Origin of the sequence: Actinophytocola sp. (assembly GCF_050699915.1) — a bacterium.
Taxonomy (GTDB): Bacteria; Actinomycetota; Actinomycetes; order Mycobacteriales; family Pseudonocardiaceae; genus Actinophytocola.
On the sequence record NZ_JBOHGA010000126.1, the window covers coordinates 1 to 18,046 of the forward strand.

The window sequence follows — 18,046 nt, forward strand, 5'->3', positions numbered from 1 at the left end:
ATGGCCTCCCGGGCGCGGGGCGCGGAGGTCGCGCGCGCGGTCGTGCGCGCCGGCGAGCTCGCGCTGGAGCGCATCGCCGCGTCGCTGCGGGCGGCCGCGGCCGAGCGGGACACCGTGCAGGCCGAGCGCCACGACCGGGAGCGGGTGCTGGCCGAGGTCCGCAACCGGGTGCGCGAGCTGTCGAACGAGCTGGAGAAGCTGACCGACGCCGTGCACCGCGACGAGGTGCTGCGGGCCGAGCAGCGGCTGCGGCTCGAGCAGCTGGAGACCAAGATCGCCGAGGACTTCGGCATCGGCCTGGAGGACCTGGTCGGCGAGTACGGGCCGACCGTGCCGGTGCCGCCGAGCCCGGTCGAGATGGCCGAGTACGACGCGGCCAAGGAGCGCGGCGAGTCCGTCGTCGCGCCGCAGCCGATCCCGTTCGACCGGGACACCCAGGCGCGGCGGGCGAAGCGGGCCGAGCGGGACCTGACGCTGCTGGGCAAGGTGAACCCGCTGGCGCTGGAGGAGTTCTCCGCGCTGGAGGAGCGGTACAAGTTCCTGTCCACGCAGCTCGAGGACCTCAAGGCGACCCGGCGCGACCTGCTGACCGTGGTCAAGGAGGTCGACGACAAGATCCTCGAGGTGTTCGCGTCGGCCTACGAGGACGTGGCGCGCGAGTTCCACACCGTGTTCTCGACGCTGTTCCCGGGCGGTGACGGGCGGCTGGTCCTCACCGAGCCCGAGGACATGCTCACCACCGGTGTCGACGTCGAGGCGCGGCCGCCGGGCAAGAAGATCAAGCGGCTGTCGCTGTTGTCCGGCGGCGAGAAGTCGCTCGTGGCGGTCGCCATGCTGGTGGCGATCTTCCGGGCGCGGCCCTCGCCGTTCTACGTGCTGGACGAGGTCGAGGCGGCCCTGGACGACGTCAACATGCGCCGGCTGATCGGCCTGCTGGAGGAGCTGCGCGCGACCTCCCAGCTGCTGATCATCACCCACCAGAAGCCGACCATGGACATCGCCGACGCCCTGTACGGCGTCAGCATGCGCGGCGACGGGATCACCCAGGTGATCTCCCAGCGGCTGCACGGCCGCGACGCGGAACCGGCGCCCGCCTGACCCAGGCTCTGTGTTGACCACACAGCGAGAGGCCCCCTTCGCTCACCGGCGAAGGGGGCCTCTCGGTTCCGCGGGTCAGGCGCCGTAGGCGGTCCCGGCCTGCGGGGTGGTGTTCGGGGCGGCCCGGAAGGCGAGGAAGCCTGCGACCGCGGAGGCCAGGGCGAGTGCCATGCCGACGAAGAGCCCCCAGCCCGGGTCGAGGAACGAGTCGAACGTCAGCACCCGGAGCAGGATGAACAGGAAGGCGACTCCGGAGACGGCCATCCAGATCAAGGAGCGCTGCGGCACCTCGGTGCCGAAGTGGGGGAGCAGGACGACCACCGCGGTCCCGACGAGCAGGAGAACCGAGAACCAGGCGAGGAAGCCCGCGTCCCAGGCGCTGCCGCTCACGCTCGTGTCGAAGCCGGACAGCTCCGCCAGCCCACCCCCGAACTCGATCGAAACCCACGGAAAGAAACTAACGATAAAGGCAAGGATGCCGGCACCGATGCCCGCCCATTCAAGCGTCGAAACGCGCTTGACATCGAATTCAGCCATAGAGGTGGCCCTTCTATCCATCTGAAGACAGAGGTGGGTGCGAGGCGCGATACCCCCGCAGGTGGGAGAAGTATGGGGCATCTCTGGATCAAGTAAGTAACGGAAATGCATCGAATGCCCGGCCGACTGCGGACCGTGCCCGAAAGGGCGCAAAAACGTTCGCGCAAACGGGCATCGGGCGGTCAAGCTCTCCCCATGTATGACGTTCGACCAGCGACGCCGGCCGACCTGGAGGAAGCGATCGAGCTGATCGCGCGCCTGCAGGCCGACCCCGCACACCTCATCGCGTACCACGGCGACACGGCCGACGAGGTGGCCGAGGAGCTCGCCGCGCTTCGCCCCGACTGGGCCTCCGGCGCGGCCGTGGCCCTCGACCGGCACGGCCGGCCGCGCGGCGTGCTCAGCGTCGAGGCCGACCCCGAGCAGCACCGCGCCTACCTGTACGGGCCGTACGTCGACGTGCCCGCGAACCATCCCGCGGCAGGCCAGCTGTGGCAGGCCACCGCGGACGCCCTCTTCGACCTCGCCGCCCGGCTGCCCCGGATGGCCGGCGTGACCCGGCTCGACCTGTTCGGCCACCGGGAGAACCGGCTGCTGGCCGACTTCGCCGCGCGCCACGACGTCACGTCCCACAGCACGACGCGCCTGTTCACCGCGACCGACGCCGAGCTGCGCGCGCTGCTGGTGCGCGCCGCCGACGAGGCCCCGCCCGCCGCCGACCGCGTGTCCCCGCTGCCCGCGGACCCGGCGGTGCGCACCGCGGTGGCCCGGCTGCACGACCGCTGCTTCCCGAACGCCCCGACCTCCGGCGGCCAGCTCGTCGCCGCCGGGTCCGAGTACACCGTCGTCGTGCTGCGCGGCGGGGAGGACGGCGCCGGCGGCCTGCTCGGCTACGCGGCCGGCTACGCGCAGGCCGAGGAGTACTACGTCGACGTCGTCGGCGTCGACCCCGGGTACCGCTCGCTGGGCGCCGGCCGGCTGCTCGTCCGCCGCCTGCTGGCCGAGCTGGCAGCCGGTGCGGGCGCCCGCAACCGCGCCGCCGCCATCATCCGGCTGGGCAACGACGCGTCCGAGCGGATGTTCACCGCGCTCGGCTTCTCGCTCGCGATGGAGCTGGTGAGCTACTCGAAGACCGACTACCGCCCGGCCGCCGCCCCGCTCACGCAGCCTTCGCCGTGACCTGGTCCGCCGCGTCCGGCGCGGGCCGGTCGCGGTGGCGCAGGGCGAGCAGGCCGCCGACGATCAGCGTCACGGCCACGCCCAGCGGGGTGTACCACCAGCTCACCAGGGTGCGGACGCCCTCGGCCGGGGCCGCGGCGGAGAAGTCGATCATGATCGAGCTCCACTCGCCGTAGCCGTTGGCCACCGGGTCCGCCTCGGCCGACGGGCCGACGAACTTCACGCCGAGGATCACGAACGTCATCACCGCCACGGTGACCGCGAACGCGACGATCCCGTCGGTCTGGTTGGCCCGCTTGACCAACAGCCCCAACAGGAACGCGCCCAACAGCGCGCCGTAGGTGTACCCGGTGATGCCCAGCGCCTGCACGACGATCGGGTCGGCCGTGGTCTGGTTGACCGTGGCGAACAGGCCCGCGCACACGATCAGCAGGCCGGCCCACACGACCGTCCACACGCGACCCAGGCGCAGCCGGTCCACGTCGGACAGCGTGCGGCGGGAGATCCGTTCGTACACGTCGGTCACCGTCGCCGAGGCCAGCGCGCCCAGCGACGACGACAGCGCCGCGGCGAGGATGCCGGCGATCACGAAGCCGGACAGGCCCGACGGCAGCTCGGTCACGATGTAGTTCGCGAACAGCTCGTCCTTGTTCCCGAGCCCCAGCCCGCCGTCGGCGACCGGGTCGGTCGGCACCGCCGCCTGGTAGAACGCCCACATCAGCACGCCGATGAACAGGAAGAACGCGAACTGCAGGAACACCACGAAGCCGCTCGCGATCAAAGCCTTCCGCGCGGCCCGCAGGTCCCTGGTGGCCATCAGGCGCTGCACGATCAGCTGGTCCACGCCGTGCGAGGCCATCGCCAGCATCGCGCCGCCGAAGAACGCCGCGACGAACGGGAAGCCCCCGGTGAGCGCGTTGGAGGAGAAGTCGAACAGCTGGAACTTCGAGGCGTCCATGGCGTCGCCGAACCAGCCGGACGGCAGCGCGCCGAGCAGCGCGACGACCACGATGACGCCGCCGAGGACGTACCAGACCATCTGGATCGCGTCGACCCACACGACCGCCCGCACGCCGCCGACGAACGTGTAGAACACCATCGCGATGCCGAGCACGACCACGATCGCCCAGTAGGACGCGTCGACGCCGTAGGACGCCAGCACGACCTTGATCGGGATGGCGGTGGCGAACAGCCGGATGCCGTCCGCGAGCAGCCGGGTGAACTGGAACGTGACCGAGGCCGTCGCGCGCATGCCGTCGCCGTAGCGCTTGCCGAGGAACGCGTACGCGGTGACCAGGTCCCCGTCGATGTAGCGGGGCAGCAGCACGAACGCCACGATGATCCGGCCGACGATGTAGCCGAACGCCAGCGTCAGGTAGGTCATCCCGCCGGCCTGCTCGGGCGCCAGGTAGGCGACCACCGGCACGGACAGCACGGTGAGCGTCGACGTCTCCGCCGACACGACGGACACGCAGACCACCCACCAGGAGATCTTCTTCTCGCTGATGAAGTAGTCGGTGGCCGACTTCTGCCGTCCGCCGATCAGGACGCCGAGCAACGGCATCCCGACCAGGAAGACGACGATGATCGCGACGTCGAGCGCGCGCACGGTTACCTCCCGCTGATCGCTGGCTGGGTCACCCGCAGCCGGGTGACGGAGTTCGTCGTGGGTTCGGGCAGCCGCAGGGCCGTGCTGCCTGGAGTGATCGCGCCGAGCAGGCGCGGACCGCGCGCTCCGGTCGCGCTCGGCACGTTGGCCGGGATGCCCGACCAGGTCAGGTAGCCGAGCAGGGCGGTCAGGTACGCCTCCTTCGCCTCACCCGGCAGGCCGAGCTCGCCACTGGCGACGAGCGTGGCGGGCGCGAGGAGGCGGCCGAGCGACTTCAACAGCGTCGGGTTGCGCACCCCGCCGCCGGAGGCCACGACGCGGGTCACGCCGTGCGCGCGGCAGGCGTCCGCGACCGTCGTGGCGGTCAGCTCGACCAGCGTGGCCAGCAGGTCCGGGCCGCTCACCCGGGGCACCGGTTCCACGGCGTCGCGCAGGTACTCGGCGTGGAAGTGCTCCTTGCCGGTCGACTTCGGCGGCGCCGCGCCGTAGTACGGGTCCGCGAGCAGCACCTTCAGCAGGTCCTCCCGGCAGCTGCCCTGCGCGGCCAGGTCGCCGTCGACGTCCTGCCGCCAGGCACCGTTGGAGATCATCCGGGCGGCCGCGTCGAGGAGGGCGTTGCCCGGCCCGGTGTCGAACGCGATGTCCGTGTCGTCGGTGCTGGCGTCGGCCGCGACGACGGTGATGTTGGCGATCCCGCCGAGGTTCAGCGCTGCCACGGCGCCCTCGCCGGCCAGCTCGCGCAGCCACAGCCGGTCGAGCGTGCTCGCGAGCGGCGCGCCATGCCCGCCGGCCGCCACGTCGCGGGCCCGCAGGTCCGCCACCACGGGTAGCCCGGTTGCCTCCGCGATCCATGCCGGCTGGCCGACCTGCAGCGTGCCCAGCGCGTGGCCGCTGTCGGAGTCGACCCAGTGGTAGAGCGTCTGGCCCAGCGAGGCGACGACGTCGGCCCGGCCGTCGGCGACGTCGGCCAGCGCCCCGGTCGCGGCGGCCGCGAACGCCCGGCCGACCTCGGTGTCGAGCCGGCACAGCTGCTCGGCCGTGCACCCGCGCGGGGGCAGGGCGGCCAGCAGGGAGTTGCGCAGCGCGGTGGGGTAGGGCACCTCCGCGTGGCCGCGGGGGAGCAGGTCGATCGTCTCGTCGGTCACGGTCAGCTCGGCCACCGCCACGTCGATGCCGTCCATCGACGTCCCGGACAGCAGCCCGATCACCCGGCACGAAGTCACCGCTCCTGGCTATCCACTGTGGTGGGTGCCGCGCAAGCCGACACGTTACTTCTTGACCGAATCGATGTCGTAGCCGTTGGGATTTCCCCCAGGAGGTATAGACCAGGGCGCTAATGTGTCACCCTGCGTCGGGACGCAGCGACGGCCCGGGTTTGCGACAGCTGGCACGCGAGGACACACGAGGAGCGAGCATGACCAAGTTTTCGGCGGAGTGGAGCAGGAGGAACTTCCTGCGCGGCGCCCTCGCGACGGGAGCACTCGTGCTGCCGGCCTCCGGTGCGCTGGTTGGCTGCGCCACCTCGGGTGGCGGCCAGGAGGCGACCGAGGGCGAGAAGACCGACCAGAACCCGCTGGGCGTCCCGACCGACGCTCCGCTCGAGGTCTACATCTTCAACGGCGGCTTCGGCGACAAGTACGCGACCGACGTGCACGAGCCGATGTACAAGAAGAAGTACCCGAAGGCGAAGATCACCCACAAGGCCGAAGTGGACATAGCGGGCGCCCTGCAGTCCCGCTTCGTCGGCGGCAACCCGCCGGACTTCGTCAACGACTCCGGCGACGGCCAGATCCCGCTCGGCCAGCTGGTCTCCGACAAGCAGCTCTACGACCTCGGCGACCTCTACGACGCGCCGAGCTGGGACGACCCGAACACGAAGGTCCGCGACACGCTCGTGCCGGGCGCGGCCGAGCAGGGCACCTTCGGCGACACGACCTACGTCATGAACATGGCGCTCACCGTCTACGGCATCTGGTACGACAAGGCGCTGTTCGACAAGAACGGCTGGGAGACGCCCGGCACGTGGGACGACATGCTCTCGCTCTGTGCGGAGATCAAGAAGGCGGGCATCGCGCCGTGGACCTACCCGGGGGTGCACGCCCGGTACATGGTCTGGCCGCTGTTGACGATGGCCGCCAAGCTCGGCGGGGCGGACGTCCTCAAGGCGATCGACAACCTGGAGGAAGGCGCCTGGGGCCACGAGGCCGTCAAGGAGTCCGCGAACGCGCTCGCCGGCCTGCGCTCGAAGGGCTACATCCTCGCCGGCACCGAGGGCATGGACCACATCCAGGCGCAGGGCCAGTGGTGCGCGGGCAAGGCCGCGTTCGTGCCGTGCGGGTCCTGGTTGGAGAACGAGCAGAAGGACGCCGCCAAGGCCGCCGGCTTCGAGTTCGCGGTGATGCCCGAGCCGCTGCTCTCCGATGACTCGGCCATGCCGTTGGAGACGCTCTACGCGACCCCCGGCGAGCCTTACGTCGTGCCGGCGGCCGCGAAGAACCCGCGCGGCGGCCTGGAGTACATGCGGATCATGCTCTCCAAGGAGGGCGCGAAGGGCTTCACCGAGCAGGTCTCCAGCCTGACCGTGGTCAAGGGCGCGGCCGATGGTGTGCAGCTGCCGCCGGGCCTCACCTCCGCTCAGGCGGGGCTGGAGGCGGCCGGTGACAACGTGATCAGCTACATGTGGCGAGAGTGGTACGGCGACATGTGGAACCCCGGCGTCAACACGCACATGGGTGACCTGTTGGCGGGTCGCAAGAACGTGGACGAGTTCGTCGAGGGCTGCGAGGCGGAGGCCAAGAAGGTCCGCGACGACGACTCGGTCACCAAGTACACCCGCTGATCCTCGGGCAGCACACGTGAAGTCGAAGGCAGGGCCCGCCCTGCAGCAGGGGAAGTACTCGTTCGTCCTGGTCTTCCTGCTGGTGCCGGTCGGGCTCTACGCCTTGTACGTCATCTCGCCCTACGCGCAGGCGATCTACATCTCGCTGACCGACTGGACGGGCCTCACGGCGAGCCAGACGTTCGTCGGTTTCGACAACTACGTCCGCCTCTGGCACGACGAGCAGTTCTGGATCGCGTTGCGCAACAACGGGATCCTGCTGGTCGTCGTGCCGGCGGTGACCGTGATGCTCGGCCTGTTCTTCGCGTCGATGCTCAACGTGGGCCGGCGCGGGAAGTCGGGCATCGAGGGCGTCCGCGGGTCGGGCGTCTACAAGATCGTCTACTTCTTCCCGCAGGTGCTGTCGGTGGCGATCATCGGCGTGCTGTTCAAGTACGTCTTCGCGCCGACCGAGGCCGGCGGGATCCTCAACGGGCTGCTGTCCGCGGTCGGCCTCGACCCGCTCGCGCAGCCCTGGCTCGGCGACCCGAACTTCGCGTTCTGGTGCGTCGTGCTGGTGATGATCTGGTCGTTCGTCGGTTTCTACGTGGTGCTGTTCTCCGCGGCGATGCAGTCGATCCCCAAGGAGGTCTACGAGGCGGCGCTGCTCGACGGGTCGAGCCGGTACACCACGTTCCGGCACGTGACGCTGCCGCTGGTGTGGGACACCGTGCAGGTCGGCTGGGTGTACCTGGCCATCCAGGCCATGGACGCCTTCGCGCTCGTGCACATCATGCTGGGCATCAGCGGCGGCCCCTCGCGCGCCGGCGACGTGCTCGGCGTGGCGCTCTACCGAGCGGCGTTCAACCGGTACCGGTTCGGCTACGCCTCCGCGATCGGGGTCGTGCTGCTGCTGTTGACCCTGCTGGTGGCCGTGCTGTTCCTGCGCGCGGCGCGGCGTGAGCGTGTGGAGCTTTCATGAGTGCGCCCAACCCAGTCGACGAGACGACCGCGCCGGCGCGGGCGCAGCCGTCGCCTCGTCGCGGGCCCGGTGTCGGGGCGGGTCAGGGCGCGCTCAACCTGCTCAACGGCACGTTCCTGCTGATCTGGGGCCTGGTCACCACGTTGCCGCTGCTGTGGGCGATCGTGTCGGCGTTCAAGACGAACCGGGAGTTCCTGTCCGACCCCTGGGGACTGCCCGGCGCGGCGCACGTGGAGAACTTCGGTCGCGCGTGGACGGTCGCGAACATCGGGCAGTACTTCGTCAACAGCGTGATCGTCGTGGTCATCTCGGTGCCGCTGACGATGCTGCTGGGCGCGATGGCCGCGTACGTCCTGGCCCGCTACGACTTCCCCGGCAACCGGGTCGTCTACTTCGGCTTCGTCGCCGGGCTGATCTTCCCGGTCTTCCTGGCGCTGGTGCCGCTGTTCTTCGTGGTGCGCAACACCGAGAGCCTGCCGCTGCTCGGAGAGCTGCTCGGGCTGAACAGCCACCTGTCACTGGCGCTGGTGTACGCCGCGTTCTCGATGCCCTTCACCGTCTTCTTCCTGACCGCGTTCTTCCGCACGCTGCCCACCTCGATCGCCGAGGCTGCGATCGTGGACGGCTGTTCGCACTACGGGCTGTTCTTCCGGGTCATGCTGCCGATGGCGAAGCCGGGGCTGATCAGCATCGGGCTGTTCAACGTGTTGGGGCACTGGAACCAGTACGTGCTGCCGGTGGTGCTGATGAACCAGCAGGAGCGCAAGGTGTTGGCGCAGGGCCTGGCGTCGCTCGCGATCAGCCAGGGCTACCGGGGCGACTGGACGGCGTTGTTCGCCGGGCTGGTGATCGCTCTGCTGCCGGTGCTGATCGTGTACGTGCTGTTCCAGAAGCAGGTGCAGGCGGGGCTGACCGCGGGCGTGCTGAAGTAGCCGTCGGTCCTTGATGCGAGGATGACGGGCGTGTCGAGCACCGTGATCGTGATCATCGTCGTCGTCGTGGTCCTGCTCGCGCTCGCGCTGGTCGCGGGCGTGACGCTGAGCCGCCGCCGGCGGATCAGCCTGACCGAGGAGAAGCCCGCCGAGGAGCAGCCGCGGGGCGGCTACCAGGCCGGCGGCGGTATCAGCCTCGCGCCGGGAGGGCTGCGGGAGACCGCCCCGCCGGAGGAGGAGTCGCCGCCGACGGCGACCACGGCGACCGGCGATCCCGCGACCGTCCCGGCGGAGCCCGCGATCATCGACGAGGTCGCGCCCACCGAGCCGCCGGCGCCGCCGGTGGAGGTGGTGCCCGAGCCGGCCGAGGAGATCGAGCCGACCACGGGCAGGCTGGAGCGGCTGCGCGGTCGGCTGTCGAAGTCCCGCACCACGTTCGGCCAGGGGGTGTTGGGCCTGCTCGGTGCCGGCGACCTCGACGAGGACTCGTGGACCGAGGTCGAGGACACGCTGCTGCTGGCCGACCTCGGCGCGGCCACCACACAGGAGGTCGTGGAGAAGCTGCGCGCCGAGCTGGTGTCCCGCGGCGTGCGCAACGCGAACGAGGCCCGCGCGATGCTGCGGGACGTGCTCGTCGAGGCGCTGGGCCCGGACATGGACCGGGCCGTGCGCGCGCTGCCGCACGAGACCGCCGGCACGAAGACTCCCGGCGTCGTGCTGATCACCGGCGTCAACGGGACGGGCAAGACCACCACCACGGGCAAGCTCGCCCGGGTGCTGATCGCCGACGGCCGCACGGTCGTGCTGGGTGCGGCGGACACCTTCCGCGCGGCGGCCACCGAGCAGCTCGCCACGTGGGCCGCCCGGGTCGGCGCGGAGGTCGTGCGCGGCAAGGACGGCGCGGACCCGGCGGCGGTGGCGTTCGACTCCGTGAAGCGCGGCACCGAGGCCGGCGTGGACGCGGTCCTGGTCGACACGGCCGGCCGGCTGCACACGAAGACCGGTCTCATGGACGAGCTGGGCAAGGTCAAGCGGGTGGTGGAGAAGCAGACCAAGGTCGACGAGGTGCTGCTGGTTCTCGACGCCACCACGGGTCAGAACGGCCTCACGCAGGCGCGGGTGTTCGCCGAGGTCGTGGACGTCACCGGGATCGTGCTCACCAAGCTCGACGGCACGGCGAAGGGCGGGATCGTCTTCCAGGTGCAGCGCGAGCTGGGCGTGCCGGTGAAGCTGGTCGGCCTGGGCGAGGGCGCCGACGACCTGGCCCCGTTCGAGCCGGGTGCCTTCGTCGACGCGCTGCTGGGGACCTGACGTGGAGTTCCAGAACGTGGTCCGCCGCCGGCGGATGGTGCGCAAGTTCGACCCCGACCGCCCGGTGCCGCCGGAGGTCCTGGACCGGATCCTGCACAACGCCACCCGCGGCCCGTCCGCCGGCTTCTCCCAGGGCCAGGCGTTCCTGGTGCTGGAGGGCGAGGCCCTGGCGAAGTTCTGGGCGATGCGGCCCAAGGGCAACGAGGTGAGCACCGCGCCGCTGCTGATCGTGCCGCTGTCGTGCAAGCGGGTGTACCTGGACCGCTACGCCGAGCCGGACAAGGGCTGGACCGACCGCGACGAGGCGCGCTGGCCGGTCCCGTTCTGGCACATCGACACGGGCATGGCCACGCTGCTGATCCTGCAGACGGTCGTCGACCAGGGGCTGGGTGCGCTGTACTTCGGCATCATGCCCGAGGACGTGCCGAGGTTCCGAGAGCTGTACGGCGTCCCCGAAGACCACGAGCCGATCGGCGCGGTAGCGATCGGCTACAGCACAGAGCCGGAGCAGTCCGGCTCCCCCCGCAAGCGCGGACGCCGAAACCAGGACGAGGTCGTACACCGCGGGCGCTGGTGAACGGACCTAGGGTGGAGGCCATGGTCGACATCCAGGTACTCGGCGAACAGGTCGAGCGAAGCGACGAGATCCTGACCCCGGCGGCGCTGGAGTTCGTCGCCGGCCTCCACGCGCGGTTCGCGGACCGGCGGGACGAGCTCGTGGCCGCGCGGGCGGCGCGGCAGGCGGAGGCCGCCCGGACCGGGAGGCTCGACTTCCTGGCCGAGACCGCGGAGGTGCGCGAGTCCGACTGGCGGGTGGCCGAGGCGCCGCCCGACCTGCGCGACCGGCGGACCGAGATCACCGGGCCGACCGAGCGCAAGATGGCGATCAACGCGCTCAACTCCGGCGCCAAGGTCTGGCTCGCCGACCTCGAGGACGCCAACACTCCACATTGGACAAATGTCGTCTCGGGGCAGGTCAACCTCTACGACGCCGTCCGCGGGGAGATCGCCTTCACCTCACCGGAAGGCAAGAGCTACGCGCTCAAGGACGACGTCACCCCGGCGGTCATCGTCATGCGCCCGCGTGGCTGGCATCTCGACGAGCGCCACCTGAGCGTCGACGGCCGCCGTGCGGTCGGCGCGCTCGTCGACTTCGGCCTCTACTTCTTCCACAACGCCAAGGCCCTCCTCGAGCGCGGCAGCGGCCCGTACTTCTACCTGCCCAAGATGGAGAGCCACCTCGAGGCCCGCCTGTGGAACGACGTGTTCAGCCACGCTCAGGACGCGCTCGGCATCCCGCAGGGCAGCGTCCGCGCGACGGTGCTCATCGAGACGATCCCGGCCGCCTTCGAGATGGAGGAGATCCTCTACGAGCTGCGCGACCACGCGTCCGGGCTGAACGCGGGCCGCTGGGACTACCTGTTCAGTCTCATCAAGTACTTCCGCGACTCCGGTCCGGACTTCGTCCTCCCGGATCGCAACGACGTCACGATGACCGCGCCGTTCATGCGTGCCTACACCGAGCTGCTCGTGCGCACCTGCCACAGGCGCGGCGCGTTCGCGATGGGCGGGATGGCCGCGTTCATCCCGAACCGCCGCGACCCCGAGGTCACCGAGAAGGCGCTCGGCAAGGTGCACGACGACAAGCGGCGCGAGGCCGGCGACGGGTTCGACGGTTCGTGGGTCGCGCACCCGGACCTGGTGCCGATCTGCGACGAGGAGTTCGGCGCGGTGCTCGACGAGCGGCCGAACCAGCTCGACCGGCTGCGCGAGGACGTGTCGGTGACCGCGGACCAGCTGCTCGACGTCAAGGCGACTCCCGGCGCGGCTTCCGAGGCGGGGCTGCGCGCGGCGGTCGACGTCGGCGTGCGCTACCTCGCCTCGTGGCTGTCCGGCAACGGCGCGGCCGCGATCCACAACCTCATGGAGGACGCGGCGACCGCGGAGATCTCCCGGTCCCAGGTCTGGCAGTGGGTGCGCAACGGCGTCGTGCTCGAGACCGGCGCCAAGGTGACCACCCACCTCGTGCGCGAGGTACTCGCGCAGACCCGCGCCGCGCTCGCCGACCAGGTGCCCGCGGAGTTCCTCCAGCCCGCGGTCGAGCTGTTCGAGCAGGTGGCCCTGGCCGACGAGTTCCCCGAATTCCTCACTCTGCCCGCGTACGAACGGATCTGAGGTGCGGAACTCCCTCGACGGCTCGATGCTGGCCGCGGTCGCCCGCCGACTGTCCGAAGTGGACACGACGCGGGCGGCACGGTATCCGGGCGACGCGGGTGGCCGGCAGCCGGTGCACACCTGCTACGTGCCGGCCGACCGGGTGAACGGCGATGTCGCGGCCGAGTGGGGTGCCGCGGCGCTTGCGACGCTCAGGGACCACGCGCCGCGCGCCGGGGACTTCGCCGCGCTGCTCGGCCTGCCCGGCGAGCTGGCCGAGGCGGTGCACGCGAAGGTCGTCGCGAAGCTGTCCCGCGAGCCGGTCGAGGACCTGCGGATCGACTTCGAGGACGGCTACGGCGCGCGGCCGGACGCCGACGAGGACGCCGACGCCGTGCGGAGCGCGGAGCTGGTCGCCGGCTGGGCGGACCCGCCGCCGTCGGTGGGCATCCGGTTCAAGTCGTTCGACACGCGAGCCCTGTTCGAGCGCGGGGCCCGCACGCTGGACCTGTTCGTCACGGCCCTGGGCCGCGCGCCAGTGCTCACCCTCCCCAAGGTGACCGACGTCGCGCAGGTCGGCGCGCTGGTGGAGCTGCTCACGCTGCTGGAGGAGCGGCTCGAGCTGGACACCGGCGCGCTGCGGTTCGAGATCCAGGTCGAGACCACGCAGTCCATAGTGGACGCCGAGGGTCGGCTCGCGATCCCGCGGTTCCTCACCGCCGGTGCGGGGCGGGTGAGCGGGCTGCACTTCGGCACGTACGACTACACCGCGGGGTGCGGGCTGTCCGCCGCCGAGCAGCACCTCGCGCACGCCGCGTGCGACTTCGCCCGGCACGTGATGCAGGTCAGCGCGGCCGGCACGGGCGTGCGGCTCTCGGACGGCTCGTCGAACGTGCTGCCGGTGGGCGACGGGGTGCGCGAGGCCTGGCAGACGCACTTCGGCCTGGTGCAGCGCTCGCTCGCGCACGGCTTCTACCAGGGCTGGGACATGCACCCGGCACAGCTCGTCACCCGGTACGCGGCGAACTTCGTCTACTACCTGCGCAACGCGGAGCCGGACGCCCGCCGGCTGCGGACCTATGTGGACAAGAAGAGCTCGGGCGTGCTCGACGAGCCGGCCACCGCCCAGGCGCTCGCGATGTCGCTGCGCCGGGCACTGGACTGCGGCGCGCTGTCCGCCGAGGACATCGAGCGGCTGTGCGGCCTGACCGAGGCAGAGCTCGCCGCGTTGGCCCACCGGGAGACACCATGATCGACCTGGTGTTCCGGGCGGCCCGGATGATCACGCCCGACGGCGAGACCGCGGGCTGCGTCGGCGTCGAGGACGGGACGATCGTGGACATCGCGCCGTCCCTCGACGGGCGCCGGGTCGTCGAGCTGGGCGAGGACGAGGTGCTGCTGCCCGGGCTCGTCGACACGCACGTGCACGTCAACGACCCCGGCCGCGCCGAGTGGGAGGGCTTCCCGACCGCGACCCGGGCGGCGGCCGCGGGCGGCGTGACCACCCTGATCGACATGCCGCTCAACAGCGTGCCGCCGACCACCGACCTCGCCGCGCTGGCCCAGAAGCGGGCGGCCGCCCGCGGCAAGGTGCACGTCGACGTCGGCTTCTGGGGCGGCGCGGTGCCCGGCAACCTGGGCGAGCTGGTGGCGCTGCACGAGGCGGGTGTCTTCGGCTTCAAGTGCTTCCTGCTCCACTCGGGCGTCGACGAGTTCGGCCACCTGAGCCCGCCGGAGCTGGCCGAGGCGTTGCGGCAGCTGCACGGCATCGGCGGCCTGCTGATCGTGCATGCCGAGGACCCGTCGGTCATCGAGCGGGCGCCCGCCGCGACCGGCCGGCGCTACGCCGACTTCCTCGCCTCGCGCCCGAAGGCCGCCGAGAACGCCGCCATCGAGACGGTGCTGCGCCTGGCGCGGGCGGCGGACACCCGCGTGCACGTGCTCCATCTGTCCTCTTCGGACGCGCTGCCGCTGGTGGCCGCCGCGCGCCGCGACGGCGTGCGGGTCACCGCGGAGACCTGCCCGCACTATCTGACGTTGCGCGCAGAGGACGTGCCGGACGGGGCGACGCAGTTCAAGTGCTGCCCGCCGATCCGTGAGGGGGCGAACCAGGACCAGCTCTGGGCCGGGCTCGCCGCCGGGACGATCGACTGCGTGGTGAGCGACCACTCGCCGTGCACCGCCGACCTGAAGCACCTCGACACCGGGGACTTCGGCACCGCGTGGGGCGGGATCGCCGGCCTGCAGGTCGGGCTCGCGGCGGTGTGGACGGCCGCGCGGGCCCGTGGCGTCGCACTGTCCGATGTGGTCCGTTGGATGGCCGCGGCGCCCGCGGACCTGGTGGGGCTGCGGCGAAAGGGCCGCATCGAGCCCGGCCACGACGCCGACCTGGTCGTGTTCGCGCCGGATGCTTCGCTGCCGGTGGACGCGGGCGCGCTGCACCACCGCAACCCGGTCAGCGCCTACCACGGCCGCACGCTCGCCGGCGTGGTGCGCTCGACCTGGCTGCGTGGCCGGAGGGTGGACGGCGGCACGCCGCGCGGCCAACTTCTGGTGAGGGGGCGGTCGTGACGGAGGCGGCACCGTGGGCGAGGCTGCCGGACCTGGCGTCGCGCCGGGTGGGCGGCGGCGTGGTGTGGGCGAACGACGAGCTGTTCGCCGAGCGGGAGAACCTGATCAGGGCGGCGGAGCCGGTGTTCCAGCCGTCGACGTTCGGCCACAAGGGACAGATCTACGACGGCTGGGAGACGCGGCGGCGCCGCGAGGACGGCGTCGACCAGGCGATCGTGCGCCTCGGGCTGCCCGGCGTGGTGCGCGGCGTGGTGGTGGACACGGCGTTCTTCACCGGCAACTACCCGCCGTTCTGCTCGGTGGAGGCGTGCGCGGCCGAGGGCTACCCGGCGCCCGAGGAGCTGAGCGACTGGGTCGAGCTGGTGCCGCGCTCGCCGCTCGCGGGTGACTCGAAGAACCCGTTCGCGGTCACCGACTCACGGCGGTTCACCCATGTCCGGCTGACCATCCACCCGGACGGCGGGGTGGCGCGGCTGCGGGTGCACGGCGAGCCGGTGGCCGACCCGCGGCTGCTCGACCTGGCCTCGCTGGACCTCGCGGCCCTGGAGCACGGCGCCGCGATCTCCGGCTGCAGCAACATGTTCTACTCGTCGCCGGCGAACCTGATCTCGCCCGGCTTCGCCGCGGTGATGGGGGAGGGCTGGGAGACCGCGCGCCGCCGCGACGACGGCAACGACTGGGTGTCGGTGCGGCTCGCCGGCGCTGGCGTCGTGCGCCTGGCGGAGCTGGACACCAGCCACTTCAAGGGGAACGCGCCGGGCTGGGCGTCCCTGTCCGGACTCGGCGCGGACGGCTGGGCCCCGCTGCTGGACCGCGTCCGCCTGCAGCCCGACACCCGCCATCGGTTTCCGCTCACCGGCGCCGGCCAGTCGCAGCGGGAGGTCAGCGAGGTCCGGCTGGACGTCTACCCGGACGGCGGCATGGCCCGGCTGCGCCTGCACGGCGCGCTGACCGCGGCCGGCCGGGCGGAGTTCGTGCTGCGCTGGTTCAACCTGCTGCCCGAGGACCAGGCCAGGACGGTCCTGTCGGCCGCGGGTGTGTCCGAGGCCGACGCGCTCGCGGCCGTGCGGGCCCGACCGGTCGCGGCGCTGCCGGCGTTCGGGGTCTGACCTCGCTGATCGGTGGGACCGGTCCGGCTGAATTAGCGTGGCCATCGTGATCAGACGTGCGATCCACCGGGTTCGCCGGTGGTACCACCGGGTGGGCCGCGTCGACGCCGAGCTCGTGCGGCGCAGCGGCCACCTGCCGGCCAGCCGGTTCGACGTGTTCATCCGGCGGCTCGGGCGGACCGCCGACCACAGCAAGCTCTGGTTCGCCATCGCCGGGGTGCTCGTCGTGCGCAAGGGCGCCACCCGCCGGGCCGGGCTGCGCGGCCTCGCGGCGATCGGCGGGGCCAGCTTCTCCGCGAGCCTCGTCGGCAAGCGGCTGTTCCCGCGCCGCCGCCCGGCCGCCGAGCTGCTGCCGGTGCCGCGGCGGATGACCCGGCGGCCCACGTCCTCGTCGTTCCCGTCCGGCCACTCCGCGTCCGCGTTCGCGTTCGCCTCCGCGGTGGCGATGGAGCACCGGGGCGTCGCCGCGGTCGTGCTCCCGCTCGCCGCGACGGTCGGCTACTCGCGGGTGCACACCGGCGTGCACTGGCCGAGCGACGTCGCCGCCGGTGCGGCCATCGGGGTCGGCGCCGCCTACGCGACCCGCCACTGGTGGCCGCACGGCGCCGGCCTGCCCGAGCAGCGAGAGCCGGTCGTCGACGCGCCCGAGTTACCCGGGGGCGAGGGGCTCGCAGTAGTGGTGAACCCGAGCTCGGGCTCGGACTCGGTCGACCCCACCCCCGAGGTGCTCGCCATGTGGCCCAAGGCCGACGTCATCCGCCTCGATCCCGGCGTGGACGTGGTCGCCGTCCTCGAGGAGCGGATCGGCGACTACCGGGCGCTCGGCGCGGCCGGCGGCGACGGCACCGTGACCTGCGTCGCCGACGTCGCGGTCCGGCACGGGCTGCCGCTGGTCGTGGTCCCCGCCGGCACGCTCGACCACTTCGCCCGCGACCTCGGCGTGGAGGGCCCCGTCGACACCGCCGACGCGACACAGGTCGGCTCCGCGGTCCGGGTCGACGTCGCCGAGGTGCTCGTGGAGAGCGCCGGCGAGCCCGAGCGGCTGCGGTTCGTCAACACCGCGAGCCTCGGCGGCTACCCGGACATGGTGCGGCTGCGGGAGAAGATCGAGGCCCGCCGGCCCAAGTGGCTCGCCGCCGCGATCGCGATGATCCGCGTGCTGCGCCGGGCCCAGCCGGTCCCCATCCTGCTCGACGGCTCGCGCAAGCTCGTGTGGATGCTGTTCGTGGGCAACGGCTCCTACGAGCCCAAGGGCTTCGGCGCGGCCCGCCGGCCGACGATGGCCTCCGGCCTGCTCGACGTCCGCTACCTGCGCGCGGACATCCCGTACTCGCGGGCCCGCTTCGTGCTGGCCGCGCTGACCGGGACCTTGCAGACGAGCCATGTCTACAAGCACTTCGAGGCGCCCGAGACAGACATCCGCATCCTCGACGGCACGCGCCGCATCGCCACCGACGGCGAGGTCGGCCCGCCCGGCGGCCGCTTCGTGTTCCGCAGCCACCCCGCCGCGCTCACCGTCTACCGCGCCGCCCCCACGACCTAGCTGCCCAGCGCCGCCCGCAGGCGCCGGTCCCGCTCCGCCGGGTGCTGGCGCGGACAGCTCACGCACTTCTGCTGCCCCGGCGCCTCGTAGATGAGGCAGCACGACGCACGCCGCACGGCGCGGGTGCCGGCCACGGTCACGTACCGGGGCACCGGCAGCGGGCCGGCCGAGGCGGCGAGGTCGACGGCGAGCGACGGCGGGCC

The 18,046-nt window shown here is 72.0% G+C and carries 16 protein-coding genes; 12 read left to right on the top strand and 4 right to left on the bottom strand.

The window, feature by feature from the left end; genetic code table 11:
- A partial coding sequence (locus ACRDSK_RS21080; protein WP_431442935.1) for an AAA family ATPase occupies positions 1-1,098 on the top strand: 1,098 nt, incomplete at its 5' end.
- 75 nt (positions 1,099-1,173) lie between these two features.
- On the opposite strand, the gene ACRDSK_RS21085 is transcribed toward ACRDSK_RS21080, so the two are convergent.
- A complete protein-coding gene (locus ACRDSK_RS21085) occupies positions 1,174-1,635 on the bottom strand; it encodes a DUF5336 domain-containing protein (RefSeq protein ID WP_431442936.1) in 462 nt (153 codons plus the stop codon).
- A 195-nt stretch (positions 1,636-1,830) separates the two neighbouring features.
- Here ACRDSK_RS21085 and ACRDSK_RS21090 point away from each other — a divergent pair, with 195 nt between their 5' ends.
- The gene (locus ACRDSK_RS21090) at positions 1,831-2,814 is read left to right on the top strand and encodes a GNAT family N-acetyltransferase (RefSeq protein ID WP_431442937.1); all 984 of its coding nucleotides are present in this window, start codon (positions 1,831-1,833) and stop codon (positions 2,812-2,814) included.
- Here ACRDSK_RS21090 and ACRDSK_RS21095 read toward each other — a convergent pair.
- Both ACRDSK_RS21095 and ACRDSK_RS21100 read right to left on the bottom strand, forming a co-directional pair.
- Entirely contained in the window at positions 2,795-4,423 is a 1,629-nt protein-coding gene (locus ACRDSK_RS21095) for a sodium:solute symporter (protein WP_431442938.1), read from the bottom strand. The genes ACRDSK_RS21090 and ACRDSK_RS21095 overlap by 20 nt on opposite strands.
- 2 nt (positions 4,424-4,425) lie before the next feature.
- Positions 4,426-5,646, bottom strand: coding sequence for an anhydro-N-acetylmuramic acid kinase (locus ACRDSK_RS21100; RefSeq protein ID WP_431442939.1), 1,221 nt, complete (start codon positions 5,644-5,646; stop codon positions 4,426-4,428).
- Positions 5,647-5,837: 191 nt separating this feature from the next.
- On the opposite strand from ACRDSK_RS21100, the gene ngcE reads away from it, so the two are divergent.
- Genes ngcE through ACRDSK_RS21150 form a run of 10 tightly spaced genes read left to right on the top strand, consistent with a single transcriptional unit; the run spans position 5,838 to position 17,843 of the window.
- Entirely contained in the window at positions 5,838-7,262 is a 1,425-nt protein-coding gene (gene ngcE / locus ACRDSK_RS21105) for an N-acetylglucosamine/diacetylchitobiose ABC transporter substrate-binding protein (RefSeq protein WP_431442940.1), read from the top strand.
- Positions 7,263-7,278: 16 nt separating this feature from the next.
- Positions 7,279-8,223: a carbohydrate ABC transporter permease gene (locus tag ACRDSK_RS21110; protein WP_431442941.1), complete on the top strand. Its 945-nt coding sequence runs from the start codon at positions 7,279-7,281 to the stop codon at positions 8,221-8,223.
- Complete coding sequence (locus ACRDSK_RS21115; protein WP_431442942.1) at positions 8,220-9,155, top strand: carbohydrate ABC transporter permease; 936 nt, start codon at positions 8,220-8,222, stop codon at positions 9,153-9,155. The genes ACRDSK_RS21110 and ACRDSK_RS21115 overlap by 4 nt, the downstream gene beginning before the upstream one ends.
- 21 nt (positions 9,156-9,176) lie before the next feature.
- Positions 9,177-10,466, top strand: coding sequence for a signal recognition particle-docking protein FtsY (ftsY, locus tag ACRDSK_RS21120; RefSeq protein ID WP_431442943.1), 1,290 nt, complete (start codon positions 9,177-9,179; stop codon positions 10,464-10,466).
- Position 10,467: 1 nt separating this feature from the next.
- Positions 10,468-11,043, top strand: coding sequence for a nitroreductase family protein (locus tag ACRDSK_RS21125; RefSeq protein WP_431442944.1), 576 nt, complete (start codon positions 10,468-10,470; stop codon positions 11,041-11,043).
- Between the two features lie 20 nt (positions 11,044-11,063).
- Positions 11,064-12,641, top strand: coding sequence for a malate synthase A (aceB, locus tag ACRDSK_RS21130; RefSeq protein ID WP_431442945.1), 1,578 nt, complete (start codon positions 11,064-11,066; stop codon positions 12,639-12,641).
- 1 nt (position 12,642) lies between these two features.
- Entirely contained in the window at positions 12,643-13,872 is a 1,230-nt protein-coding gene (locus tag ACRDSK_RS21135) for a DUF6986 family protein (protein WP_431442946.1), read from the top strand.
- Positions 13,872-15,191: an allantoinase AllB gene (gene allB / locus ACRDSK_RS21140; protein ID WP_431442950.1), complete on the top strand. Its 1,320-nt coding sequence runs from the start codon at positions 13,872-13,874 to the stop codon at positions 15,189-15,191. The genes ACRDSK_RS21135 and allB overlap by 1 nt, the downstream gene beginning before the upstream one ends.
- A complete protein-coding gene (gene alc, locus ACRDSK_RS21145) occupies positions 15,188-16,300 on the top strand; it encodes an allantoicase (protein WP_431442947.1) in 1,113 nt (370 codons plus the stop codon). Before allB ends, alc begins: the two co-directional genes overlap by 4 nt.
- A 46-nt stretch (positions 16,301-16,346) precedes the next feature.
- On the top strand, positions 16,347-17,843 hold the full coding sequence (locus ACRDSK_RS21150; protein ID WP_431442948.1) for a bifunctional phosphatase PAP2/diacylglycerol kinase family protein: 1,497 nt from the start codon (positions 16,347-16,349) through the stop codon (positions 17,841-17,843).
- Here the strand turns inward: ACRDSK_RS21150 and ACRDSK_RS21155 are convergent.
- A partial coding sequence (locus ACRDSK_RS21155; RefSeq protein ID WP_431442949.1) for a (2Fe-2S)-binding protein occupies positions 17,840-18,046 on the bottom strand: 207 nt, incomplete at its 5' end. The genes ACRDSK_RS21150 and ACRDSK_RS21155 overlap by 4 nt on opposite strands.